This window comes from Vibrio aerogenes (assembly GCF_024346755.1).
Classification (GTDB): domain Bacteria; phylum Pseudomonadota; class Gammaproteobacteria; order Enterobacterales; family Vibrionaceae; genus Vibrio; species Vibrio aerogenes.
The window spans coordinates 1,605,873-1,630,822 of record NZ_AP024861.1; the positions used below are offsets into that span (position 1 = coordinate 1,605,873).

Genomic DNA, 24,950 nt, shown 5'->3' on the forward strand with positions numbered 1-24,950 from the left:
GAAAGTGATATAAATTTATTGATTTTTTGTTGCGTGAGCTGTGAGGGCACAAGACCCGGAAAGGGACTTATATGAGACAGAATATCTCATATAAGTAATTACTTTCAAAGATAAACACGCTCTAAGGTCAACAGAACCTAAATATATTGAAAAATTATCAGGATAGATAATATTTATACATTAAATGTTGCCCATATCGGAGCATGGTCTGATGGTTTCTCTAGTCCCCGGAGTTCATAATCAATATCAGACTCGACACAACTTACCGTCAGGCTTTTTGTTGCAAGAATTGCATCAATGCGCAATCCCCTGTTGTCATCAAAACCACGGGAACGGTAATCAAACCATGAGTATCTGTCTTCGGTGTCTGGATGAATATGGCGATATGTATCCGTTAAACCCCAGTCTAATAATGTGGAGAGCCACTCCCTTTCTTCCGGCTGGAAAGAGCATTTCCCGGTTTTCAACCATCTTTTCCGGTTCACTTCACCGATACCTATATCAATATCAGCAGGGCTGATATTGATATCTCCCATGATAATCATCTTTTCTTCCGGATTGTGTGCCTTCAGATAAGACATCAGATCCTTAAAAAATTGCCTTTTATAAGGAAACTTTGTTTCATGAGCGATGTTTTCTCCCTGAGGGAAATAGCCATTCAGGATTTTTACGGTACTCCCATCCTGCATTTGAAAAGTACCGATGATCATTCTTTTCTGATGTTCGTCTGTGTCTGATGGAAAGCCATATTCCACTTTCACTGGTGATTGTCTGGACAGCAATGCAACACCATAATGTGCTTTTTGCCCATGATAAAAAACTTCATATCCCATGGCTTTGAGTTGTGCTTCAGGAAAAGCATCATTATGAACTTTGATCTCCTGTAATCCGATAATATCGGGTTGATGTTTATCTATGAGTGCCTGAAGTTGAGGAATGCGGGCCCGCAGGCCATTAATATTGAAGCTGACGACTTTCATGGTAATTGTCCTTATAAACGATAGCTCAACCAGCTATTGTTTTATTGTTTTTTCGGGAGCTGCAGCGGTGATTTTTCTTTCGAGATCATGCCTGACAATCTGTAGTGCCTCAAGTGCTGTTACAGGATCCACTTCATTTGCTTCCAATAAATAAATCAAATCAACCGCCAGTTGAATCGCTTTAGGCGCTTCTTCAATTGGTTGAACCGGGTGAGCCATCATTCTTCTCCTTTCACGTCAGGATCAATAGATCTGAATATGTTGTGTATCTGAAACTATAAGGTATCAAACCAGGCATGATATGCGAGCCGTATAGCAAGGATGCTGACAACAATAATGAAAACAGGTCTGATAAATGGAGAGCCAAAACGAATGGCGGAATGCGCACCGACATAAGCGCCTATCATCAGGCAAAATCCCATCACCAAACCAAGCACCCAGTTGATATGGCCAAGTATGGCAAAGGTAATCAGGGAAGTCATATTGCTTGTAAAGTTCATTGCTTTTGCAAGTCCGGAAGAGAATAAGATGTTCAGACGGTATAAAGCCATTGAGGAGACGACCCAGAAGGCGCCGGTTCCTGGTCCGGCTATTCCATCATAGAATCCCAGCGTGAGCCCCTGAATGATTTGTTTTATTTTCAGACAGGGCACATTCACTTTATCCGGATGATGCTTTCCATGTTTGGGATGATAAAAAATGGTATAAAGAGCGGCCAGTAAAATAATCAGTGGCAAAAACTTTTCCAGCCAGGCCTTACTGATCAAATCAACGATGAGTGTACCAGTGATTGCCCCGGCTAACGTTGAAAAAAAGACATGTTTCCATTGCCGGGGTTTAAACATCTGCTTTTTATAATAAGTGATAGCTGCAGTTGACGTTGCAAAGGTGGCCGCAACTTTATTTGTACCAAGGGCAATATGAGGCGGTAGCCCAAGGGATAGTAGTGCAGGGACCGTGAGCAGTCCGCCCCCGCCAGCAACACCATCTATAAAACCGGCAATAAACGCAACTAATGCCAGCATAAGCAGTGTGACTGGCTCAAGATATTCCATTCAATATCAACCTTTGTTTATTCGTTGGTACCAATAATACGCTGAAACGGAGGCAGGGCATCAAGTAATGCTTTTCCATACCATTTTGTGATGATGCGGCGGTCAAGAATGACTACTCTACCAGAATCATTTTCATTGCGCAGTAACCGGCCTACAGCCTGAATCAGTTTTCTGCTGGCTTCCGGAACGGTGATTTGCATAAATGGATTACCACCTCTGGACTCGATATATTCGGCATGAGCTTGTTCAACGGGAGATGTTGGAACTGAAAACGGAATTTTGGTAATAACCACATTCTTTAACAGATTTCCGGGTAAATCCAAACCTTCAGAAAAGCTGTTTGTACCAAACAATATGGATGTTTTTTGCTTAGAAATGGCCTGAGAGTGCATTTGAAGAATTTTTGTCCGGGGCTTTTCCCCCTGTACCTGGCATAACCAACCATTTTTCTTGAATAAGATCTGAAGCTTTTCAGCCACCTGATTCATTTGCCAGTAGGATGAAAATAATATCAGATTCGCTTTTCTCTCCTCTATATACTGGGGTAAATGTTTTATCAGTTCCTGAGTATATTCTGGTGACTGAGGCTCTGCCGGAAAATGAGGAATAAATAGCTGACCTTTTTTTGCAAAATCAAAAGGGGAGGATAGGGCCAGAAAACGGGTGCCTTCCTTATCATTCAGACTAATACCTGACTGGTGGCAGAAAAAGGAGAAAGAGTTTAGTGCCCGGAGAGTTGCAGAAACGGCAATTGCGCCTGAACACCGGCTCCACAATTGCTGGTCAAGTTTCCAGCCAATTTCTATCGGGGAGACATTCACGACATAATCACCAGGATGTTCCTCATTAATGCTCAGCCAGCGGGCTAAAGGTGCACCATTTTCTCTGTCCGGTTCTGCCATCATCGTCCAGACTCTTGCCAGATTATCAAGTCTTTGAAGAAAAAAGCTGAGCTCAGCCAGAACAGGAGCACTCTGATGTGAAGAGAGTTCTCCTTCCTTTATACGTTCGCTAATTAAGTCAGCTATTTTCCCTGTTGCCTGATAAGTTTGATTCGCTGCTTTTTTTAAGTGCACAGCTTCATCTGCAAGCCAGGCAGGAAGCTCTCCGTGTTCAAAACGGATACTGCCATCTTCAAATTGTTCCGGGATAATTTGCTGGCTAATCTGATTCAGAGACGGAATTAAGACCTGAATATTTTTTGAAATTTCGTCTTTAAACCTGAAAGCTCTTTGTTCATCGGTTAATTGTATCCATTTTCCGGCAGACTGATTGAGGGTTTCCAGCCAGCCAGCAGCACCTTTCAGTGACGCTGATGCAGCAGCATGCTCTCTGGCAACATGGTATAAATGATGCGCTTCATCAAAGACATAGATTGACTGTTCAGGCTCCGGGAGAATCACACCTCCGCCCAGATCTGCATCTGCCATTACCAGACTATGATTGGCAATAATAATATCTGCACTGCTTAATTCTGCCCGTGCCTGATGAAAAGGACATTTTCTGTGAGCTGAAAATGCGGCGTTACAGCTTTGTTTATCACTAACAATCAATTGCCATTGTTTGGTATCGACAGGTTTTTCCCAGTTGTCAATATCACCGTCCCATTTTCCTGCTGACAGCTTGTCATACATGTGCTGGAATAAATCCATATTGGAATCAGATTGAGTGCCAATAAATAAAGAAGCCTGAGAAGAGTCCTGACTGCACACCGATGCTAATTTTTCCAGACAACAGTACCGTTGTCTGCCTTTTGCAATCCGGAATTGGAACTCTAAATCGCTTAATCGACGGTATAGTGGTAAATCTTTATTCACAAGCTGTTCTTGTAACGCAACCGTCGCTGTAGAAATAATTAAAGATTTATTGTTGAGGATAGCTACCGGAACTGCACCCATCAGGTATGAGAGAGATTTGCCAATGCCGGTTCCAGCCTCAGCAACCAGCATTCTGTTTTTTTCATGGTAACTGCCACAAAGCGTTTTTGCGATTTCTGCGATCAGGTAATTTTGCCCGCGGCGGGGGATGAATTTATCCATTTGTATCTGCAGGTTTTGATAGCTCTTACGTATCGATTCCTGAATCTGCCTGGTTAGCATAATTACCTCAGTCTTTCTCGGGAGCACATCTTAGCACACATCAGCAAATGATCAGAAGTTCCCTCAAATCGGTTTTTTTTGTTTTGAAGCATGATCTTCTTCACAAAAAGCATCTATTCATGAGGCAACTGATATTGTTTTGCTATGTAAAAAATATAAAACCATAAATTAATCATATGTTTTTTATAAAATTCTTAAATTTATAAAAAATACACTTAAATTTGGTTTTTAATTCTGTTTTTCTGTTCATTCACAGAGTGTGATGATATTCGCAAAGATGATTGCATCCTATACAGCACTGGTATGAACCCGTAATAAATGCTTGTTTAATCATGATTTATTCTGTTTTGTTTGGTTTTTTTAGAATATTTGACACTTAAGATATTATTTAGCAATCTAATAAATGAAACAAATGATGGTTACTGACGTGATAAACAGTGGCCGCAAAATAAAAAGAGAATCTAAATAAAAATAAAGTTCTCTTAAACTAAGAAAAGGCAGTGGATTAATATGAAAAAGACTCTAGTAGCTCTTGCTGTGTTAGCAGCAGGTTCAGCTCAGGCAGCTGAAGTGTATAACAATGATGGTGTGAGTGTCAGCATCTCCGGTTCTGCAGAAGTTCAGTATATTCAGGATTTCGAGCAAGATGGCACTAATGTTGACGCAACAACCCGTCTTGATGACGGCGATGTGACTATCACAACTTCGATCGAAATGACTGATGATTGGGCAACGGTTGCAGGTCTGAGCTATGACTTAGCTACAGATGATCGTGATGCAGAAACTGATAAGCTCTATGTTGGTTTTGAAAGCTCAGAATACGGTACAATCACTTTTGGTCGTCAAACTCTGATTGCTGATGATGATGGTATTGGAAAAGATTTTGAACTGGGTGATCTTCAGTACTTTGGTACTCAGATTGAATCTGCAGATGATGTTGTTAAGTATGTATATGACAATGGTCAGTTCTACTTTGGTTTGAGCCATGATTTAGATGCTGCAAATGGTGACTCAACAAGTGGTGTAGAAGTCCTTGATGGGCGTATTGGTGTACGTTTTGATGACTTTGACGTTCGCCTGTATGTATATACTGATGATTATGCATCTGGGTTTGAAACAACAGCATATAATCTGGAAGCTGAATATACATTTGATGCATTCAACATTGCTGCGTCATATGGTGAAGCTGAGATTGAAACTAGCTCCGGTGCAACTTTCTTTGATGCTACGTATATTGAGCTGAACGGTTCTTATACTGTTGATAAATTTACATATGCGATTGGCTATGCATTTGTTTCTGAAGATGAAACAGACACTGACGGTGATAACATTTACGCGAACGTTGTTTATCAACTTCATGCCAATGTCCGCACTTACGCCGAAATTGGTTATAAAGATATCGACAACACAGCAGACTACGATCTAGGCTATCTGGTTGGTATGGAAGTGAAATTCTAATTGAATTTAATTTCTGTGATGATTTTGAAACCGCCTCAATGAGGCGGTTTTTATTATCTCTGTTTTCTCGGTTTACTCTATAATTCATCTTGGATTTCAGTTCATTGACAACAGGATCATGATCTATGAGACGTATTCAAATTATCACAATAGTCTTATTGGGGCTTTTGGCTGCTTCAGGAGTCAATGCCGCTACAATTTCCAGCGAAAAAGCAGTCGAGATTCTGGCTCTGGATGGTCAGGCGCTCGACAGTGGTCGTTATGTGAATGATAAAACGCTTGAGGTCGCTGCCGGGCAGCATCAATTGGTGATTCGCTATTATGGTGATGTCCGAAAAGGCTCGAAAAGCGCAATTTATTCAACACCACCTTATATTTTCACTGTGGATCTTAAGCAGAATGATCAGGTCACCATTCTTGCTCCATCACTCAAATCATATTCTCAGGCAAAAGCGTATTTTCGTCGTGGTGCAGAATGGACACTTCGCTATCAGGATGGCACCGAGAAAAAAATCCAATATGAGAAGCTGACCGGAAAGGGGCTGATGCCATTCACGGATATAGAAAAAGCGATTGCAGCCTACAATAAAAAGCACCGTCAGCAACAGTTTCTTCCGGCGACGCAAGTTGGCACACCGATAGCTGCTCAAGTGTTACAAAAAACACCAGCGGGTCAGAATGATACACTGATTCAGACCATTCAGTTGTTGTATAATAATGCAACGCCGGAACAAAAAAGCACAATCAAACAATGGATGAGTAACCAGCCCTGAACGAGTCGGGTGACAGAGCCGGACACAAGACACTATTCTGAAATCATGCCATCAATATAGAACCAGATCCCGTTTTCCCGGATAAAACGGGATCGTTCCTGCAAGCAAAAGCTTTGCCCGTTTCGCTGAAAGTAGGCTTTGAAATGGACAAACCCTTCATCCCCTGAATTTCCTGGAGCCGAGTCCAGAATCACCAGTTTGTCCCAGTGATTTAATATCCCGTCTTCTATCCCCTGACGATCTTGTCCTGCTTCATTACTTATATGGTAGGTTTGCTGGATAAAGTCCGTCACTCCTATCGCATAGGCTGTGTAACGTGCCCGCATTAACTGCTCTGGTGTTTCGGCATTGCTGTGATTCATATGGATAGGCTGACAGCAATTTTTATAGTGGCGTTTGCTGCCACAAGGACATTTTTTCATACGATTGAACCTTATTGATCTGAATATTCAGTAATTAACTGACGGTCTAAATGATACTGTCCCAGATGATCGTATGTCAGTACGGATATCTCTTTTCCCCAGTCACCTAAAACGATACGAACTTTTTTAGAGTCAGATGAATGATACGTATGGATATCAGGCCGGTGGGTATGACCGTGAATCAACAAATTGACATTTTGGTCGTTCATAACCCGCTGCACTTCACTTTGATTGACATCCATAATTTCAAATGATTTGTTTTGTTTATCCTGACGGACGTTCGTCTGTATTTTACTGACAATTTTTTGTTTTATCCGGAAAGGCAGAAGCCGGAAGAGGGCTTGCCTCCAGGGTTGATGTACTTTTTCACGAAACTGAAGATAACGCACGTCATCAAGGCATAAAGTATCACCGTGCATGATGAGCGCGCGCTGTCCATACAATGAAATCACGGTATGTTCCTCAAGTAATGTGACTCCTGTTTCCGTGGCAAAGCGTTTTCCGACCAGAAAATCTCTGTTGCCGTGAATAAAGTAGCAAGGCGTACCACCAGAGGTAACGTCTTTCAGGGCTGCTTTAATTTCTCTGGCAAAATCAGTTGGATCTTTATCATCGATCCAGAAATCAAATAAATCGCCAAGAATATAAAGTGCATCGGCATGTATTGCTTGATGGCGAAGAAATTGTCTGAAAGCTGCCGTCAGTTCTGGATGCGCAGGGCTCAAATGTAAATCAGAGATAAAAAGTGTGTGCATCTTATGTTATTTCAATTGAAGAAAAGAGCGCCTGACAGACGCTCTTTAATTAGGATTGGCGTGGCGTTATTCTTCGATCGTTGTACCAGTAATGACAACCTCTTCAAGAGGAACGTCCTGATGCATACCGTAAGAACCGGTACTCACACCTTTGATTTTATTGACAATGTCCATACCTTCGACAACTTCACCGAAAACACAGTAGCCCCAGCCATCCATTGATTCTGAACGGAAATCAAGGAAAGTATTATCATTCACGTTAATAAAAAACTGAGAACTGGCAGAATGTGGTTCCATGGTCCGTGCCATAGCAAGCGTACCTGTTTTGTTACTCAGGCCATTATTGGCTTCGTTTTTAATCGGAGCCCGGCTGGTTTTTTCCTGAAGGCCGGATGTCATACCACCGCCCTGGATCATGAAGCCATCAATCACGCGGTGGAACAGGGTATCGTCATAAAAATTCTCACGGCAGTACTGGAGGAAGTTCGCAGACGTTTCCGGTGCTTTTTCTTCGTTAAGCTGAATTTTTATGTCGCCAAAATTGGTATGAAGGGTGATCATATGACTACCTTTTATGTTTTCTAACAGTAAAACACGATTCTAGCTTAGTTTTTTCAACAATTGAATGATTCAACGGAAGAAGTCGAAGAATAAGGTGACCTGACGGGCTGAGGATTGTTATAATCGGCAATCATTTGGTAACCCATTGTAAATATAGATAGAGATCATGCTGAAAATATATAACACACTGACACGACAAAAAGAGGAATTTAAACCAATCAACGCCGGAAAAGTTGGCATGTATGTTTGTGGTGTCACCATATACGATCTCTGTCATATTGGTCATGGGCGAACTTTTGTATCTTTTGACATGGTAGCCCGTTATTTGCGTTACCTGGGCTATGAGCTGACTCTGGTACGGAATATCACGGATATCGACGATAAAATCATCAAACGTGCGGCAGAAAATCAGGAGCCTTGCGATGTATTAACTCATCGGCTCATCGATGAAATGCATGCCGATTTTGATGCATTAAATATCATGCGTCCTGACATCGAACCTCGTGCGACAGACTACATCTCTGAAATTGTCGCTTTAGTCCAAAAGCTGATTGATAAAGGGTTTGCTTATGTCGCTGATAATGGCGATGTGATGTTTGAAGTCAGTCGTTTTGAGGATTACGGGAAATTGTCTGGTCAGGATCTGGAGCAATTACAAGCCGGAGCCAGAGTGGATGTTGAGACGGCTAAAAAAAGTCCGTTAGATTTTGTTTTATGGAAAATGGCCAAGCCCGGAGAACCAGAATGGGATTCTCCATGGGGGAAAGGGCGCCCGGGATGGCATATTGAGTGCTCGGCAATGAACTCCGCAATTTTGGGCGATCATTTTGATATCCATGGTGGCGGCTCTGATTTACAGTTTCCTCATCACGAAAACGAAATAGCGCAATCTTGCTGTGCTCACAATACATCCTATGTTAATACATGGATGCACAGCGGTATGGTGATGGTTGATAAAGAAAAAATGTCCAAGTCACTGGGTAATTTTTTCACTATTCGTGACGTGCTGGAGTATTACGATTCAGAAACAATCCGGTATTTTCTGATGTCCGGACACTATCGTAGTCAGCTCAACTATAGTGAAGACAATCTGAACCAGGCCCGTTCTGCGCTTGAACGTTTATATACATCATTGCGGGGACTGGAGCCGGATGTGACTCCGGAAGGCGGAGAAGAATTTGTTCAGCGTTTTGAGGCTGCGATGAATGATGACTTTAATACACCGGAAGCTTACTCGGTTCTATTTGATATGGCTCGCGAAATCAATCGCCTGAAACAGGAGAGTCATGAAAAAGCAGGTAAACTTGCTGCACGTCTCCGTGAATTAGCGGGTGTCATCGGTATTTTATATCAGGATCCGGAAAAGTTTTTACAAGGTGATCAGAATTCGGATGAAGATGCTGCTGAAATTGAATCGTTGATTCGGATCCGGAATGAGTCGCGGGCTGCAAAAGATTGGGCTCAGGCGGATATGGCACGTGATAAGCTTACTGAAATGGGCATTGTTCTGGAAGACGGGCCTGAAGGAACGATCTGGCGCAGAAAATAAATTCAGCAGAATCATACGATTTCTGATATAGGGCTTATTTTGTAATAAGCCCTTTTTATATAGCGAGTGGTGACCTGTACATATGTCAGTAATTTTGGGAATAGATCCGGGCTCACGTATTACCGGATACGGTGTGATTCATCAGCAGGGAAGGCATTTACATTATGTCGGTAGCGGGTGTATTAAAACGACAGAGAAAGAACTACCGGGTCGTTTAAAGCAAATTTATGCTGGCGTGTCGGAGATTATTTTACAGTTTAGTCCGGATGTTTTTGCAATTGAACAGGTCTTTATGGCGAAAAATGCTGATTCAGCTTTAAAGCTTGGACAGGCCCGCGGCTGTGCAATCGTTGCCGCAGTAAACGCTGATTTACCGGTATTTGAATATGCGGCCCGTTTAGTCAAGCAGGCTGTAGTTGGGACCGGCGGTGCAGATAAAGCCCAGATTCAGCATATGGTTCAGCATATGCTGAAACTACCGGCTAAACCTCAGGCAGATGCGGCAGATGCATTAGGTGTTGCGATTTGTCATGCCAATACGAATAAAACTCTGGTTGCCCTCTCCGGAGTCGCCAGAGGTTCAAGGCGTGGGCGTTACCGATAGGATGCTTGTTCCGATGAATGATTACTGGCTATTTATCCAGTTGTTGGTTATGATCATTTTGGCTCATTAAAGAAGGAAAAATTGTGATTGGACGTCTGAGAGGCTTGTTGCTGGAAAAGCAGCCGCCAGAGGTATTACTCGAAGTGAATGGTGTTGGCTATGAAATTCAAATGCCAATGAGTTGCTTTTATGAATTGCCTGAAGTCGATCAGGAAGCGGTCGTGTATACACATTTTGTTGTCCGGGAAGATGCGCAGTTATTGTATGGATTTAATACCAAAGCTGAACGGGCATTGTTCAGAGAAGTGATTAAAGCGAATGGTGTTGGTCCGAAACTGGGACTGGCTATTCTGTCCGGTATGACGGCGAACCAGTTTGTAGACTGTGTGCGCAGAGAGGATATCTCGATGTTAATCAAGCTACCGGGGGTTGGTAAGAAAACAGCGGAACGGCTTGTGGTTGAAATGAAAGATCGCCTGAAATCCTGGACTGGCGGGGAAGGTGATTTGTTTGAAGTGAAACCAGAGCAGGATATTGTCCAGAGTTCTGTTTCTGCTAACGCAGAAGAGGAAGCCTTGAGTGCTTTACTCGCGCTTGGTTATAAACCTCAGCAAGCGTCAAAAGTGATTGCTCAAATTGCGCAACCTGACATGACCAGTGAAGCGCTGATCAAAGAAGCATTGAGAGCGATGATATGATAGAAGCTGATCGTTTTATCGCACCTGAAAATCCGGGCTTTAAAGATGAAGAAGTGATCGATCGGGCGATTCGTCCGAAATATCTTGCAGATTATCAGGGACAAAATCATGTCCGGGATCAGATGGAAATTTTTATTCAGGCAGCCCAGCTCAGAAATGAAGCCCTAGATCACTTGCTGATATTCGGTCCGCCCGGACTGGGTAAAACAACGCTGGCAAATATTGTTGCAAATGAAATGGGCGTGAATATCAGGACGACTTCCGGGCCCGTGTTAGAGAAAGCAGGGGATTTAGCGGCATTATTGACCAATCTTGAAGAAAATGATGTGCTGTTCATCGACGAAATACACCGCTTAAGTCCAATGGTTGAAGAAGTGCTATATCCTGCAATGGAAGACTATCAACTGGATATTATGATTGGTGAAGGACCAGCCGCGAGATCGATCAAAATTGATTTGCCACCTTTTACGTTAATTGGCGCAACAACGCGGGCAGGTTCCCTGACTTCTCCACTAAGAGACCGTTTTGGTATTGTTCAGCGTCTTGAATATTATCAGGTCGCTGATTTACAGAATATTGTATGCCGTAGTGCTGCGTGTCTGAATCTCTCAATAGACGCTGATGGGGCTTTGGAAGTTGCCAGAAGGGCAAGGGGTACACCAAGGATTGCGAACCGGCTGTTAAGACGCGTCAGAGACTATGCAGAAGTAAAAGGTGATGGCCATATTTGTCCGGATATTGCTGACAAGGCGTTAAATATGCTTGACGTGGATGTCCGTGGTTTCGATTATATGGATCGTAAACTGCTTCTTGCGATTATTGAGAAATTTTCTGGTGGGCCAGTCGGCCTGGATAATTTAGCGGCAGCAATTGGTGAAGAAAAAGATACGATTGAAGATGTGATCGAGCCTTATTTGATCCAGCAGGGTTATTTACAGAGAACCCCCAGAGGAAGAATTGTCACTGAGCGAGCCTTCCTTCATTTTGGATTGGAAAAATAATTTTTCGATAATGGTAAGTAAATTCAATGAGAATGAAATGTGATAAATGTCTCATTTATAGAAAAATAATAAGTATCAGAAATATTGCTAAGGTGTCTTTAATGTTAAATTATTGTTCTATTGTTGCAGGTTCATTCTCTCTTTTTTACAAAAAAAACTCATTCAATCTCTTTTATGTTTGATCTGTATCATTTCGCTGTGTTTTTGGTTGTTTTTTATTCTTTAGACTTGATCTGGATCAAGACGTCTCACCTATATAAATCCTTTGAAAGCCACTGTTTTTGGCAGTAGTATTTGGAAAAAATTGTACTTCAATTTGATTCGTTTTTAATTAAATAAAATACATTGACGCAACAATTTTAACCTTTTCTATAATTTTTATGATTCTGAAATTTAAGAAATTAATCATTTAATTAATTGTAAATCTGAGTGGTGTCTTTCAGCCGACACAAAGGAGTTATCATGATTGACGTTGTTGATCTATCGCGATTGCAGTTTGCAATGACTGCGATGTATCACTTCTTGTTTGTTCCACTTACTTTGGGTATGACTTTTTTACTTGCAATTATGGAATCACTTTATGTGATGACAGATAAGCAGGTATATAAGGATATGACCAAGTTTTGGGGTAAACTGTTTGGAATAAACTTTGCCCTTGGAGTTGCTACCGGGCTCACCATGGAATTTCAGTTTGGTACAAACTGGTCTTACTACTCGCACTACGTTGGGGACATTTTTGGCGCACCTCTTGCCATCGAAGCGCTGGTAGCTTTCTTCCTTGAATCAACGTTTGTTGGTTTATTCTTTTTTGGCTGGGACAGGCTGTCAAAGCGTCAACACCTTGTGACAACCTGGTTGGTTGCTTTGGGTTCAAACTTTTCAGCATTGTGGATTCTGGTGGCAAATGGCTGGATGCAAAATCCGGTTGGCGCGGAGTTCAATTTTGAAACGATGCGAATGGAGATGGTGAGTTTTGCTGAAGTTGTGCTGAATCCGGTCGCTCAGGTGAAATTTGTTCACACTGTTGCTTCAGGGTACACCACTGGCGCAATGTTCATTCTTGGTGTCAGTGCATATTATCTTTTGAAAGGCCGTGATATTGCATTTGCCCGTCGTTCGTTTGCGATTGCAGCGTCTTTTGGTATGGCTTCGGTTATTTCCGTCATTGTACTGGGTGATGAATCTGGGTATGAATTGGGTGATGTGCAAAAAGTGAAACTGGCAGCTATTGAAGCTGAATGGCATACAGAAGAAGCGCCCGCTGCGTTCACTTTATTTGGACTTCCGAATCAGGAAACCATGAATACCGATTACGCAATCAAAGTGCCTTACTTGATGGGAATTATTGCAACACGTTCTATTGATGAAGAGGTGAAAGGGTTGCGTGACCTTCGTCAGGAACACGTTGAACGTATCCGAAATGGTATGTATGCGTATGAAATTTTGCAAAAACTACGCTCAGGTGATACATCCACTGAAACGAAAGAAGCTTTCAATCAGGTCAAGTCTGATTTGGGATACGGTATGCTTCTGAAGCGTTATACCGATGATGTGGTTGATGCCTCTGAAGAACAAATTCAGGCGGCAGCGAATGATTCTATTCCAACGGTTTGGCCTCTGTTCTGGTCTTTCCGGATTATGGTTGCCTGTGGTGTGATTATGCTGTTGGTATTTGCTGCTGCATTCATTCAGACATGCCGTCAGAAAATCGAGCAAAAACACTGGATACTTAAAGCAGCACTTTTCAGTATTCCGTTACCATGGATCGCTGTTGAAGCCGGTTGGTTCGTTGCAGAATATGGTCGTCAGCCATGGGCGGTCGGTGAAATTCTGCCGGTACATGTAGCCAGTTCAGCACTGAGCGCAGGCGAAATCTGGCTGTCTCTGTTCGCTATTCTTGCCCTGTATACTGCATTCCTTGTCGCTGAAGTGTATTTGATGGTGAAATTCGCCCGTAAAGGACCAAGTAGTCTGAAAACCGGTCGTTACCATTTTGAGCAAAACAGTCATTCGGCAACCGATCAAGTTAGCCGCCAAGTTGAAGCATAAGGAAGGAGAAGAATATTATGTTTGACTACGAAATCTTACGATTCATCTGGTGGGTGCTGATTGGTGTATTATTTATTGGCTTTACGATTGCTGATGGATTTGATATTGGTGTTTGTGCCCTGGTGCCGGTCATTGGCAAAAGTGATACTGAGCGTCGTGTGATGATCAACTCAATTGCGCCTCACTGGGATGGTAACCAGGTTTGGCTGATTACCGCAGGTGGTGCTCTCTTTGCTGCATGGCCTCTGGTTTATGCGACATCTTTTTCAGGTTTTTATCTGGCGATGATTGTCACTCTGGCCTCTCTGTGGCTGAGACCGATCGGACTGGATTATCGTTCAAAAATTGAAGAACCGAAATGGCGTAATGCCTGGGATATCTGTATTTCAGTCAGTGGCTTTGTGCCACCTGTTATTTTTGGTGTCGCATTTGGTAACCTGCTTCAGGGGGTTCCTTTTGAATTGAATGAGTTTTTGATGCCCAGCTATCATGGTTCTTTCTTTGGCCTGCTGAATCCATTTGCACTGTTGTGTGGCGTGGTGAGTCTGTTTATGTTCCTGCTTCAGGGCTCTTCATGGTTGCAAATGAAAACCTCCGATCAGGTTCATAGCCGTGCGCGTCTTGTGGCTCAGATATCTGGTTTAATGATTACAGTCACTTTTGTGTTAGCTGGTTTTTGGGTTCAACATATTGATGGCTATGTGATTACCAGCCAGATTGATCCATCTGCTGCATCTAATCCTTTAATGAAAGAAGTCGTGCGCGAATCCGGAGCCTGGATGGCTAACTTTGAAAAATATCCTTTGTTATGGATTGCTCCGGCTCTGGGTGTCATTCTGCCTTTATTCGCTGCAATTGCATCACGTCTTGAAAAGGGTGGAATTGCTTTTCTTGCATCCAGCCTGGCAAATGCGGGTGTCATTTTAACAGCGGGGTTTGCTATGTTCCCGTTTGTGATGCCATCCAGTTTGTCACCTGTCAGCAGCTTAACGATGTGGGACTCAACGTCCAGTGAACTGACGCTGAAGCTGATGACTGGTGTCGCTGTTGTCATGGTTCCGGTTATTCTGGGATATACCGCTTGGTGTTACTTCAAAATGTTTGGCCGTCTTAACAATAAATTTGTTGAAGATAACAAAAATTCACTTTACTAATCAGAGGGTTAAGTTATGTGGTATTTTGCATGGATTTTAGGTGTATTGCTGGCTTGCTCTTTTGGGATTATTAATGCCCTGTGGTTAGAGCACTCAGAAATGATGGATAAAGATAGTGAAGAGTGAGCTTTACGACACTCTTGAAAAGTGGCATCGTCCTTTGGATAAGCTGGCTTTCAGATTGATGATTATGGGGCTTGGTTTTTTCCATGTGTCATTATTGATGTGGAATCCGCATACCTATGCGGATTCTATCGGTGGCTTTAACCTGATGGTGACCGTATTTTTAATCTGGTCAGTTTGTGCAAGTATGGTTTTTGGTGTGGGATTTAAGCCTGAATCGGTGATTTGGAAGATTGTTTTTAGTCCTTATATTTCAGGTTTAATTTTGCTGATATTTACCACCATGCGTTTAATATAAATCCAGTGTTGTCATTTTTCGTTTTGTGAATAGCGGGCCCGGTGCCCGCTATTTTTATGCTTTATTGAACAGTTATCATAAATTCCCGGTCAAACCATCGTAAATTATCGATGATGTGTCGCATTGTCATATAATAGCGATAAACTGGGTTGCCTGGATATTATGGCTCAGGAATGATGAAGGATTAATCAGGTCTGATTCTGAATCAGCAAAAATTGTTTAAAAAGAAGTAATACGCGCTGTTAAATCGTTTTTCTCTCATGCGAAAGCGACTAATTTGCGTTATAGTGCCCTTTCAAAATGCTATTCTTGGAGTCAGATGTGAGTCATTCAATCGCAACTTCCCGGTTTCCGATCACAATATACTATGAAGATACAGATGCGGGTGGGGTGGTATATCACGCCAATTATCTGAAGTTTTTTGAACGTGCCCGGACAGAAATGTTGCGTCATGAAGGAATCTCTCAGCAAGACTTGTTGGAACAAAAAACAGGGTTTGTAGTCCGAAGCGTAGAGATTGATTTTTTCAGAGGTGCGCGACTGGATGACCATCTGATTGTGCTGACTTCAGTTTCAGAGCGAAAAAGAGCATCGCTTGTTTTCTGTCAGGAACTGGTTAATCCTCAAAATGAGGTATTGTGTCGGGCAATAGTTAAGGTAGCATGTATTGATACACAAAAGATGAAGCCCAGAGGGATTCCCGAACAGCTATTTGCGGAGAGTTGCAGTGAGTGCTGAAATTTCCATTTTAGATTTATTTTTACAGGCTAGTCTCCTGGTGAAATTGGTGATGCTCATACTTTTAGGTATGTCCATCATGTCCTGGACCGTGATTTTTAAACGTAGTAAAGCGTTATCTGTTGCAGAAAAACAATCTGCCGTCTTTGAGGATAAGTTTTGGTCTGGTAATGATCTAACCAGCTTATATCAGGAAATCAAACAGAAGAAAGATCAACTGAGTGGAAGTGAAGAGATTTTCTACTCAGGATTTACAGAATTTGCCCGGCTGAGAAAAAACCATGCTGCTGAAGCTCACTTTGTGATGGATGGAACCGCTCGTTCGATGCGTGTTGCTGTTGCAAAAGAAGTCGATGAATTAGAGATGCACCTGCCATTTTTGGCAACAGTCGGATCGATTAGTCCTTATATTGGTTTATTCGGAACGGTCTGGGGGATTATGCATGCCTTTATTGCACTTGGTGCCGTTAAGCAGGCAACATTATCAATGGTCGCCCCCGGAATTGCCGAAGCGCTTGTCGCGACCGCCATGGGGCTGTTTGCGGCTATTCCAGCAGTGATAGCCTACAACCGGCTGACAAATATTGTGAGTAAACTGGAGCATAATTACGCAACCTTTTCAGAAGAGTTTCACAGTATTCTTCACCGGCAGGCAATGACGGGAAGGGAGCATGCTTAATGACCGGTTACCAGCCTAAAAAGCGCAGATTAACGGCGGAGATTAACGTCGTGCCATATATTGATGTCATGCTGGTTCTTTTGATTATCTTTATGGTGACGTCTCCGTTTATTACGCAGGGTGTTGATGTTGAGTTACCCAAGACAGAAACAGCAAAGCCGGCTTCCGAACTTGTTGATAAGGGGGACGGTAGTTTTGTCATTATTGAAGTGACAAAAGAAGGGAGTCTTGGTGTGAGTATTAACAATGAGCCTTTTAAGCGTGGACTGTCCATACAGGATGCTGTGGTGCTGGTGAAAGCTGAGCTCAGTCTTCACCCGAATGCGCCGGTTGCCGTTGGCGGGGATGCTGCCAGCCCTTATGCCAGTATCGTCCACGTATTGGACGAACTGAGTAAAGCCGGTATCCCAAAAGTTGGATTATTAACAGAGATTAAAGGATAGCTGCGTTATCCATGAAAAATAATAGACAACCCAAGCGGTCATATCTGGTTAAGCCATTTCTGTTATCTGCACTTTTGCATATTATTTTGATTGTTGCATTGGTGTGGGGGAGTGACTTTCACCGGGAAAAACCTGAACCTGTAGGAAGTATGGTTCAGGCTGTTGTGATTGATCCGCAACTTGTTCGTCAACAGGCTCAGGAGATTAAAGCCCGGCGTGAAGCGGCAGCGAAGAAAGAGCAGGCCAGATTGAATAAGTTGCGTCGTGAAAGTGTGCGTCTGGAACAGAACCGCAAAAATGAAGAAGAACGGATTCGTAAGCTGAAAGAGCAGAAAGCAAAAGACGCAAAAGCAGCCAGAGAAGCAGAAAAGCAGCGTAAGAAGAAAGAACAACAACGCATTGCTGAAGAAAAACGGGCAGCTAAAGCTGAAGCTGCAAGAAAACAGCAAGAAGCAGCCATTGCGAAAGCGGAGAAGGAACGACAGGCGAGAGAAGCCGCAGCGCAGCTTGCCGCTGAAAAAGCAAAGAAAGAGCAGGAAGCTGCGAAAAAAGCAGAGCAGGATCGTTTGGCTAAAGAAAAAGCCGCCAAAGTTGCCGCTGAGAAGGCAAGGAAAGAAAAAGCGAGACTGAAAAAACTTGAACAAGAGCGTAAGGAACGGGAAAAGGCGCTGAATGATATTTTTTCAGGGCTGGAGTCTGAGTCACAACAAAACAGTAGTGCCCGCAATCACTATATTTCAGATGAAGCAAACCGGTATGGTGCTATATATAAGCAGCTTATTCAGCAAAACCTGCTTTCTGAGGACAGCTTCAAGGGAAAGTCCTGTCGGGTTAATTTGCATTTAATTCCCGCTGGAAATAGTGCAATGCTGGGAAGTTTGAAAGTGCTGAGTGGCAATCAGGTTGTCTGTGCTGCGACACGAAGAGCGATTGCTCAGGTTGGTGCTTTCCCACTTCCCAAAAATGACCCGGATGTGGTTGAACGACTCAAAGATATTATTTTAAATGTTGAACTCTGATTCAAAATGACAAAAGTACCAGAGAAAAGGAAAAAATTGTGTTAAAGCGTTTGATTTTAAGCAGTATGCTTCTCTTATTATCAGGTATACAAGCCCATGCTTCACTTGAACTGGTGATCACCGAAGGGATTAATTCAGCAAGACCTGTGGCAATTATCCCGTTTCAATGGAAAGGCGCAACACCGCTGCCTCAGGATGTTTCTGGCGTCATTTCGTCTGATCTCCAGCGCAGTGGCAAGTTTAGCCCTGTTGCGACCAGTAAAATGCCGCAAACACCATACGATGAGTCCGACATTGATCTCAATGGTTGGACAAGTCTTGGTGTTGATTCATTGTTAACCGGAACCATTAAACAAAACGCTGCCGGTGATTATGTCATTCATTATCAGCTGGTTGATCTGATTCAGGCACAACTACAGAAAGGGAAAGGGCGTTCTCTGACAGAAGATGGACGATTGGTTGAATCCAAGAGCTACGTTTTACTCAACAATGTCGCTACTGTGCCTGGAAAAAGGATGAGAGAATATGCCCACCGGATTTCAGACTTGGTCTATCAGAAATTAACCGGTGAGAAAGGCGCATTTTTAACCCGGATTGCATATGTTGTGGTTAATGATGGAAAGAAATATCCCTATCAGTTAAGAATTTCTGACTATGACGGATACAATGAGCGCTTGGTTTTAAGTTCTAAACAGCCGTTGATGTCACCTTCCTGGTCACCTGATGGCCGCAAACTCGCCTATGTCAGTTTTCAGAATGGGCGGGCTGAAATATATATTATGAATATCTATACCGGAAAGCGGGAGAAAATATCTTCATTCCCAAGGCATAATGGTGCGCCAGTCTTTTCACCAGACGGCAAATCTTTAGCGCTGGTTTTGTCAAAAACAGGAAGTTTACAGGTTTATGTCATGGATTTGACGACAAAGAAAATCCGGAAAATAACGCGGGGTAGATCAAATAATACGGAGCCTTTTTGGTATCCGGATGGAAAATCTTTGATTTTTACCTCAGATCGGGGTGGTAAACCACAGATATATAAAGTAGATTTGTCTACTGGTGTGACAAGTCGTCTTACGTGGCAGGGATCACAAAATTCAGGCGGCCAAATTACACCGGATGGTAAATACCTGATTATGGTTCATAAGAACCGTTCAGAATTTAATTTGGCAAAACAAGATTTGGACTCAGGAGCGGTACAAATCCTGACAAAGACTTTTCTTGATGAGTCTCCAAGTGTTGCGCCGAACGGTGGTATGGTTATTTACAGTTCGATTTATAATAAAGCCAATGTCTTATCGATGGTTTCTATTGACGGACGATTTAAAGCTAGGTTACCAGAGACAAATGGACGCGTAAGGGCTCCTGCGTGGTCACCGTTTTTATAAATGAGTCATGATTAATAAATTAAAGGAAAACGAAGATGCAACTGAATAAAGTTCTTAAAGGGCTACTGATTGCGCTACCCGTATTAGCAGTGACTGCATGTAGTTCTAACGACAAAGCAGTAGATGCCTCAGGTAATGAAACAACAAACCAGACAACTTCAACTGGTTCTGAAAACACGACAGATACAACCGTTGTTTCTCCTGTTACTGAAGATAATGGCACATTGTCAGAACAAGAACTGAAAGATAAAGTTCTTCGGGATCAAACCGTATATTTTGCATTTGATAATTCGACGATTTCATCTGATTACAAAGACATGTTAGCAGCACATGCAGCATATCTCAGTCAGCGCCCAAATATGAAAGTGACAATCGAAGGTCACGCCGATGAGCGTGGAACGCCTGAGTACAACATTGCACTTGGCGAGCGTCGTGCAGAAGCGGTTGCAAAATATCTTCAGGCACTTGGTGTACAAGCTGATCAAATGGCGATCGTCAGCTATGGTGAAGAAAAACCACTGGTACGCGGTCATAATGAAGCAGCCTATGCGAAAAACCGTCGTTCAGTGATTGTTTACTAATTTTTCAGAGACATTCAAATATGTTCGGTAACCTACGACGACTTGTCGGGTTGGTTTTCTTAAGTAGTGCAGCAAGTGTCGCGCTTGCTGCACAGCCTCCTGCTCCTGTTTCCGACCTCAATTCAATTTCTGGTGCGTCTGGTACTGTCTCAAAAGTCCAGCAACTGGAACGCATGTTACAAAACAGAAATGAAGTGCAGCTCCAGATGCAACAGCAGCTGGACGAAATGGCTGATGAAATTCAGCATTTGCGTGGTATTGTTGAAAAAAACAGCCATGAAATGCAGCAAATGGTTCAGCGACAAAGAGAACTGTTTATTGAGCTGGACAGGCTGAGAAGTCAGGCAGGTAAACAGACAGAGGCCACCTCTGAAGAGCAGCAGCAATCCGCGGGCACTTTCAGTAGTAATGTCAGTGAACAGCAGGCTTATCAGGATGCTGTTGATTTGATTTTGAAGAAACGTGATTACTCAGGAGCGATCAGCGCCTTTAATCAGTTTCAGAAAGATTTTCCGAAATCCAATTTTGCACCAAATGCGCATTATTGGTTAGGTCAGCTATATTTTGCTAAAAAGCAGGATAAAAAGGCTGAGGAAAATTTTAAGGCCGTTTTGACATATAAGAAGTCAAATAAACGCGCTGATGCGCTTGTAAAGCTTGGTGATATTGAAAAGCGTCACCAAAATAAGCAACAGGCAAATCAATATTATCAGCAGGCGATCAAGGAATATCCGGATAGTGCCTCTGCAAAATCAGCTGAGCAAAGCCTGATCCCTTAAATCTATTTTCTTTGGAAGAACCACTCCTGTGGTTCTTTTTTGTTTGATCTTTGACTCAGTTTTGACTCTGTTAACCTGAAGTGTAAAATGCTCTGATTACCTGAAGTTTCGTGGGCAAAGAGCAATGAGCCACATATTAGATAAGATAGATACTGTATACCCTTTCCCTCCTAAACCAGTTCCGCTTTCAGAACAAGAAAAGCAAGATTATATTCGTAAGATTAAAACGTTGTTAGCCGAACAAAACGCTGTATTAATTGCGCATTACTATACCGATCCTGAGATTCAGGCTCTGGCTGAAGAAAGCGGCGGTTTTGTTGGAGACTCGCTTGAGATGGCAAAGTTTGGTAACCGTCATCCTGCGACAACCTTGGTGATTGCAGGGGTACGCTTTATGGGTGAATCAGCGAAAATTCTGACGCCGGAAAAGCGGATTCTTATGCCAACACTTGAAGCTGAGTGCTCTTTGGATTTAGGCTGTCCGGTTGATAAATTTACTGCTTTCTGTGATGAACATCCCGACCATACCGTTGTCGTCTATGCCAATACGTCAGCCGCGGTTAAGGCAAGAGCCGACTGGGTTGTGACTTCCAGTATTGCGCTGGATATTGTTGAGCATCTCGACAGCCAGGATAAAAAAATCATCTGGGGTCCGGACAGACATCTGGGTTCTTACATAGAAAAGCAGACCGGTGCAGAGATGCTGTTGTGGCATGGTGAATGTGTGGTTCATGATGAATTTTCAGCGGATACATTGAGAAAGATGAAAGCGATGTATCCAGATGCAGCCGTGCTGGTTCATCCGGAATCACCCGCCAGTGTGGTTGCACTGGCCGATGCGGTTGGTTCGACCAGCCAGCTGATTAAAGCGGCAAAGTCTCTGCCACACAAGCAAATGATTGTCGCAACCGATCGGGGTATCTTTTATAAGATGCAACAAATGGTGCCGGAGAAAGAACTGTTTGAAGCGCCTACCGCCGGAGCCGGAGCGACTTGTCGCAGCTGTGCCCATTGCCCGTGGATGGCGATGAATGGCCTGAAAGCGATTGAACTGGCTTTACGTGAAGGTGGTGAGCAACACGAAATATTTGTTGACGATGCAATCCGCGATAAGGCGCTGATTTCTTTAAACCGGATGCTGGATTTCGCTGCACAGATGAATCCGTAGCGCGTGCTGGCACCAGAACCAAAATAAACAAGGGAAGACGATGTCTTCCCTTGTTTATGTCTGACTTCATCTGAAGACTATTTTTCTTCTTCAGCCAGAGCTTGTCCACGTTGCGCCAGACCTGCAAGCATGGCAGGTAGTGCTGTATAGATTTCTTCAAACTGTTCCAGTCCTTCCGCTCCGGCATCCTGTAATGTTGCGAGTGACGTATCCGGATCATAAAGCATACTGACGGCCAGCAGCACACCACCGAGTAATGCACCATTCTCACTGTCTTCAGGCATCAGATTTTCCCAGTCATCATGGGTGAGCTGCCATCCCTGAAGTAGCCCTTCACATAAGTCACGAACATTCTGATTCACAATCTGTTCATGATCTGTTTCATAGCCTTCCGGCCAGTGCCAGCTTCCGGTCAGAAGTGCTTCATGGCTTTGATTCCAGAGCTGTACCACGGCTTCACAGTAGGATTCCAAATCAGAAGCCTGAGAGAAAGGTGCAATTTCAGCGCCGCCCCATAAAAAGGGAATCCACTCTTGCGGAGAGATTAAATAAGGAGATGCAGCCAGGGCGGTCACAAACCCGCGGGTCTGGGCTTCAGTAAAAAGTTGTTCGGGTTGTTCAGTCCGGGTGATCAGTTCATTCAGTGTCAATGGAATCGCCTTTTTATCAAAAAACTTGCTGTTTATGGTATGCGAAATTCTGCTGTCTTGCGAGGTTTTATGCCCGGATCACATCATAACAAACTATATGTTACTGGTTTTACATTATAAATAATTACACTCATAATGTTTTGAGAGCTAAAGAATATTAATCTGATAAATTGTTATTAAATTGGTTTTTTAAACTGGCTTTTATTTAAAAATATAGAAATTAATTCTTCTAATGGTGTGTTTTAATAGCGCCAAAATCTGGTGTTATTTTGTTGGTTATACAGGAGTGAAAAATGAACGCACCTTTTGGTATTCGTCACGCAGCCGCGGATACTTTTGCTATGGTTATTTTCTGTTTTCTGACAGGGATGTGCATTGAGGTGTTTATTTCAGGGATGACGCTGGAGCAGTCGCTTGCGTCCCGGCTTCTTTCGATTCCGGTGAATATTGTGATTGCCTTGCCTTACGGTTTGTATCGTGATGCTTTCTTGCGTCTGGGCCGGCGTTTGGGGGAGGGTTCATTGATCAGAAATCTCTGTGATTTGATGGCTTATGTGACGTTTCAGTCCCCCGTTTATATCGGAATTTTATGGAGTGTCGGTGCAACGATGGATCAGATTGTCACCGCAGTCACCAGTAATATTCTGATTTCCTGTGGCTTAGGGGTCGTTTATGGCCACTTCCTGGATATTTGCCGTCGCTGGTTCCGTGTGCCGGGATATTATCACGCCTGAGCGGGTCCTGATTATCCCCGGTTAGCATACACCGGGGAAAGCAGCAGTTGACAGTACAGCAAATAAACGAATAATAAGCCGTGTTTTTTGCAGAAGGTTTTTCACCTTCAGTGGATTCATTGATATGAGAGAAATGAAAATGGGAAAGAAAATAAAACGGACGCTTCCGTCTGACTTGTCCCCCGGATATGAAACGGGCCGGGGAGAAATCAAACATAATGCGTTACATGCTTTGGTCACAAGCCCGCTGTTTAAAACCAGAGTGGTGAAAGCGAAAAAAGGCAAGGGCAGCTTTCAGCGGAAGGCAAAACACAAGGGGAAAGAACCCTTTGCAAAGGCAGCGTAAGCGATTTTTGCAAAGGGTTTTTTCTTATCTGTTTTTTCTTTTCTTCTGGAGAGTCTGATCTCACCATTCACGCCGTATTTTTACATTTCATCCTGCAAAGCTGCTGTTCGTCAGATCGACCTGCCAACCGTCAGAAATCGCCATAGACTGTGATCATCAATCAACTTTGATGAGGAACAGACGATGAAATATCTCCGTTACATGAGGCTGACGGGGCTTTGCCTGCTGCTGGTCTCTGCAACCGTATCCGCCATTCCGGACGAACAGCTTATTGAACAATACAATCAGATTGCGACCAGCCATTCAGGGGACATTCGTGTCGTCATTCACAAGCTCAATGATCAGATTGAACGGGATGGCGCTGATGCCCTGAGTCTGATTTATCTGGGCAGTGCACAAACGCTTGAAGCAAGAGATGCATGGCTTCCCTGGAATAAAATGAAATACGCCGAGCGGGGGATTTCAACCATCGCAAAAGGACTGGGATTATTGCCCGGTGAAGCTGCAGAAACGGCTCAATATCCACTCCGGCAAGGCATGCCGGTACCCGTGCTGGCAAAAGCGATCGCAGCCGCAACTTATACTTCGCTGCCAGACATGTTTAACCAGTTTGATCGTGGTTACGACCTATATCTTCAGCTTTTACACGATCACGCTTTTCAGGCATTACCGTTGCAGCAAAGTGGCTGGGTGTACCGCAAAGCTATCGAAGCATCGATTCGCAATCATGATAAGCCACAGGCAATGGCATGGGTTGCGCAAATGCAGTCCGCTCAACCGGAAGCGCCGATCGTGCATGAAGTCAGGATGTTAGTTGACAAGGCATCATGGAAATAAGGAGGAGTT

The 24,950-nt window shown here is 43.3% G+C and carries 29 protein-coding genes; 21 read left to right on the forward strand and 8 right to left on the reverse strand.

The genetic code is table 11. The annotated features are described in order from the left end of the window. Positions 1-173: 173 nt before the first annotated feature. Genes xthA through dinG form a run of 4 tightly spaced genes read right to left on the reverse strand, consistent with a single transcriptional unit; the run spans position 174 to position 4,134 of the window. Complete coding sequence (gene xthA, locus OCV29_RS07175; protein WP_073602778.1) at positions 174-980, reverse strand: exodeoxyribonuclease III; 807 nt, start codon at positions 978-980, stop codon at positions 174-176. Between the two features lie 33 nt (positions 981-1,013). Continuing rightward, a complete protein-coding gene (gene rsmS / locus OCV29_RS07180) occupies positions 1,014-1,202 on the reverse strand; it encodes a pleiotropic regulatory protein RsmS (protein ID WP_073602779.1) in 189 nt (62 codons plus the stop codon). A gap of 53 nt (positions 1,203-1,255) precedes the next feature. Beyond that, on the reverse strand, positions 1,256-2,035 hold the full coding sequence (locus tag OCV29_RS07185; RefSeq protein WP_073602780.1) for a sulfite exporter TauE/SafE family protein: 780 nt from the start codon (positions 2,033-2,035) through the stop codon (positions 1,256-1,258). A 17-nt stretch (positions 2,036-2,052) separates the two neighbouring features. Then, the gene (dinG, locus tag OCV29_RS07190; protein WP_073602781.1) at positions 2,053-4,134 is read right to left on the reverse strand and encodes an ATP-dependent DNA helicase DinG; all 2,082 of its coding nucleotides are present in this window, start codon (positions 4,132-4,134) and stop codon (positions 2,053-2,055) included. Between the two features lie 510 nt (positions 4,135-4,644). Here dinG and OCV29_RS07195 point away from each other — a divergent pair. Next, positions 4,645-5,592: a porin gene (locus OCV29_RS07195; RefSeq protein WP_073602782.1), complete on the forward strand. Its 948-nt coding sequence runs from the start codon at positions 4,645-4,647 to the stop codon at positions 5,590-5,592. Positions 5,593-5,717: 125 nt separating this feature from the next. Beyond that, positions 5,718-6,365: a YccT family protein gene (locus OCV29_RS07200; protein WP_073602783.1), complete on the forward strand. Its 648-nt coding sequence runs from the start codon at positions 5,718-5,720 to the stop codon at positions 6,363-6,365. Between the two features lie 32 nt (positions 6,366-6,397). Here OCV29_RS07200 and OCV29_RS07205 read toward each other — a convergent pair whose 3' ends face one another. The 3 genes from OCV29_RS07205 to OCV29_RS07215 all read right to left on the reverse strand — a co-directional run bounded on the left by OCV29_RS07205 (position 6,398) and on the right by OCV29_RS07215 (position 8,103). Further along, the gene (locus OCV29_RS07205; RefSeq protein ID WP_073602784.1) at positions 6,398-6,787 is read right to left on the reverse strand and encodes a YchJ family metal-binding protein; all 390 of its coding nucleotides are present in this window, start codon (positions 6,785-6,787) and stop codon (positions 6,398-6,400) included. An 11-nt stretch (positions 6,788-6,798) separates the two neighbouring features. Further along, positions 6,799-7,542, reverse strand: coding sequence for a UDP-2,3-diacylglucosamine diphosphatase (gene lpxH / locus OCV29_RS07210; RefSeq protein WP_073602785.1), 744 nt, complete (start codon positions 7,540-7,542; stop codon positions 6,799-6,801). 66 nt (positions 7,543-7,608) lie between these two features. Beyond that, positions 7,609-8,103, reverse strand: coding sequence for a peptidylprolyl isomerase (locus OCV29_RS07215; protein ID WP_073602786.1), 495 nt, complete (start codon positions 8,101-8,103; stop codon positions 7,609-7,611). Positions 8,104-8,269: 166 nt separating this feature from the next. Between OCV29_RS07215 and cysS the strand changes: the two genes are divergently transcribed. From cysS to nadA, 16 genes are all read left to right on the forward strand, one after another. Next, complete coding sequence (cysS, locus tag OCV29_RS07220) at positions 8,270-9,652, forward strand: cysteine--tRNA ligase (RefSeq protein WP_073602787.1); 1,383 nt, start codon at positions 8,270-8,272, stop codon at positions 9,650-9,652. An 82-nt stretch (positions 9,653-9,734) separates the two neighbouring features. Beyond that, positions 9,735-10,256: a crossover junction endodeoxyribonuclease RuvC gene (gene ruvC, locus OCV29_RS07225; RefSeq protein WP_073602788.1), complete on the forward strand. Its 522-nt coding sequence runs from the start codon at positions 9,735-9,737 to the stop codon at positions 10,254-10,256. A gap of 83 nt (positions 10,257-10,339) precedes the next feature. Beyond that, entirely contained in the window at positions 10,340-10,954 is a 615-nt protein-coding gene (gene ruvA / locus OCV29_RS07230) for a Holliday junction branch migration protein RuvA (protein WP_073602789.1), read from the forward strand. Further along, the gene (gene ruvB, locus OCV29_RS07235; protein ID WP_073602790.1) at positions 10,951-11,955 is read left to right on the forward strand and encodes a Holliday junction branch migration DNA helicase RuvB; all 1,005 of its coding nucleotides are present in this window, start codon (positions 10,951-10,953) and stop codon (positions 11,953-11,955) included. The genes ruvA and ruvB overlap by 4 nt, the downstream gene beginning before the upstream one ends. Positions 11,956-12,417: 462 nt before the next feature. Further along, positions 12,418-14,004 carry a cytochrome ubiquinol oxidase subunit I gene (gene cydA / locus OCV29_RS07240; RefSeq protein WP_073602791.1) on the forward strand — a complete coding sequence of 529 codons (1,587 nt, stop codon included), beginning with the start codon at positions 12,418-12,420 and terminating at the stop codon, positions 14,002-14,004. A gap of 17 nt (positions 14,005-14,021) precedes the next feature. Next, positions 14,022-15,158, forward strand: coding sequence for a cytochrome d ubiquinol oxidase subunit II (cydB, locus tag OCV29_RS07245; protein WP_073602792.1), 1,137 nt, complete (start codon positions 14,022-14,024; stop codon positions 15,156-15,158). A gap of 15 nt (positions 15,159-15,173) precedes the next feature. Beyond that, on the forward strand, positions 15,174-15,284 hold the full coding sequence (gene cydX / locus OCV29_RS07250; protein WP_073602793.1) for a cytochrome bd-I oxidase subunit CydX: 111 nt from the start codon (positions 15,174-15,176) through the stop codon (positions 15,282-15,284). Beyond that, entirely contained in the window at positions 15,274-15,579 is a 306-nt protein-coding gene (gene ybgE, locus OCV29_RS07255; RefSeq protein ID WP_073602794.1) for a cyd operon protein YbgE, read from the forward strand. Before cydX ends, ybgE begins: the two co-directional genes overlap by 11 nt. A 333-nt stretch (positions 15,580-15,912) precedes the next feature. Continuing rightward, positions 15,913-16,317 carry a tol-pal system-associated acyl-CoA thioesterase gene (gene ybgC, locus OCV29_RS07260; protein WP_245796779.1) on the forward strand — a complete coding sequence of 135 codons (405 nt, stop codon included), beginning with the start codon at positions 15,913-15,915 and terminating at the stop codon, positions 16,315-16,317. Further along, on the forward strand, positions 16,307-16,996 hold the full coding sequence (gene tolQ, locus OCV29_RS07265; RefSeq protein WP_073602796.1) for a protein TolQ: 690 nt from the start codon (positions 16,307-16,309) through the stop codon (positions 16,994-16,996). Before ybgC ends, tolQ begins: the two co-directional genes overlap by 11 nt. Continuing rightward, positions 16,996-17,439: an ExbD/TolR family protein gene (locus OCV29_RS07270; protein WP_073602797.1), complete on the forward strand. Its 444-nt coding sequence runs from the start codon at positions 16,996-16,998 to the stop codon at positions 17,437-17,439. The genes tolQ and OCV29_RS07270 overlap by 1 nt, the downstream gene beginning before the upstream one ends. Positions 17,440-17,450: 11 nt before the next feature. Next, entirely contained in the window at positions 17,451-18,458 is a 1,008-nt protein-coding gene (tolA, locus tag OCV29_RS07275) for a cell envelope integrity protein TolA (RefSeq protein ID WP_073602798.1), read from the forward strand. A 38-nt stretch (positions 18,459-18,496) separates the two neighbouring features. Further along, positions 18,497-19,846 carry a Tol-Pal system beta propeller repeat protein TolB gene (gene tolB / locus OCV29_RS07280; protein ID WP_073602799.1) on the forward strand — a complete coding sequence of 450 codons (1,350 nt, stop codon included), beginning with the start codon at positions 18,497-18,499 and terminating at the stop codon, positions 19,844-19,846. Positions 19,847-19,881: 35 nt separating this feature from the next. Beyond that, complete coding sequence (gene pal, locus OCV29_RS07285) at positions 19,882-20,427, forward strand: peptidoglycan-associated lipoprotein Pal (protein ID WP_073602800.1); 546 nt, start codon at positions 19,882-19,884, stop codon at positions 20,425-20,427. A 20-nt stretch (positions 20,428-20,447) separates the two neighbouring features. Beyond that, the gene (ybgF, locus tag OCV29_RS07290; protein ID WP_073602801.1) at positions 20,448-21,206 is read left to right on the forward strand and encodes a tol-pal system protein YbgF; all 759 of its coding nucleotides are present in this window, start codon (positions 20,448-20,450) and stop codon (positions 21,204-21,206) included. A gap of 124 nt (positions 21,207-21,330) precedes the next feature. After that, positions 21,331-22,374 (forward strand): quinolinate synthase NadA, encoded by a 1,044-nt coding sequence (nadA, locus tag OCV29_RS07295; RefSeq protein WP_073602802.1) that lies wholly within the window; start codon positions 21,331-21,333, stop codon positions 22,372-22,374. Between the two features lie 77 nt (positions 22,375-22,451). On the opposite strand, the gene OCV29_RS07300 is transcribed toward nadA, so the two are convergent. Further along, a complete protein-coding gene (locus OCV29_RS07300; RefSeq protein WP_073602803.1) occupies positions 22,452-23,024 on the reverse strand; it encodes a UPF0149 family protein in 573 nt (190 codons plus the stop codon). 293 nt (positions 23,025-23,317) lie between these two features. On the opposite strand from OCV29_RS07300, the gene OCV29_RS07305 reads away from it, so the two are divergent. From OCV29_RS07305 to OCV29_RS07315, 3 genes are all read left to right on the forward strand, one after another. Further along, positions 23,318-23,758 carry an L-alanine exporter AlaE gene (locus tag OCV29_RS07305; RefSeq protein ID WP_073602804.1) on the forward strand — a complete coding sequence of 147 codons (441 nt, stop codon included), beginning with the start codon at positions 23,318-23,320 and terminating at the stop codon, positions 23,756-23,758. Between the two features lie 139 nt (positions 23,759-23,897). Continuing rightward, a complete protein-coding gene (locus OCV29_RS07310) occupies positions 23,898-24,104 on the forward strand; it encodes an alternative ribosome-rescue factor A (protein ID WP_073602820.1) in 207 nt (68 codons plus the stop codon). 183 nt (positions 24,105-24,287) lie between these two features. Further along, positions 24,288-24,941, forward strand: coding sequence for a hypothetical protein (locus tag OCV29_RS07315; RefSeq protein WP_073602805.1), 654 nt, complete (start codon positions 24,288-24,290; stop codon positions 24,939-24,941). The last annotated feature ends 9 nt before the right edge of the window (positions 24,942-24,950 follow it).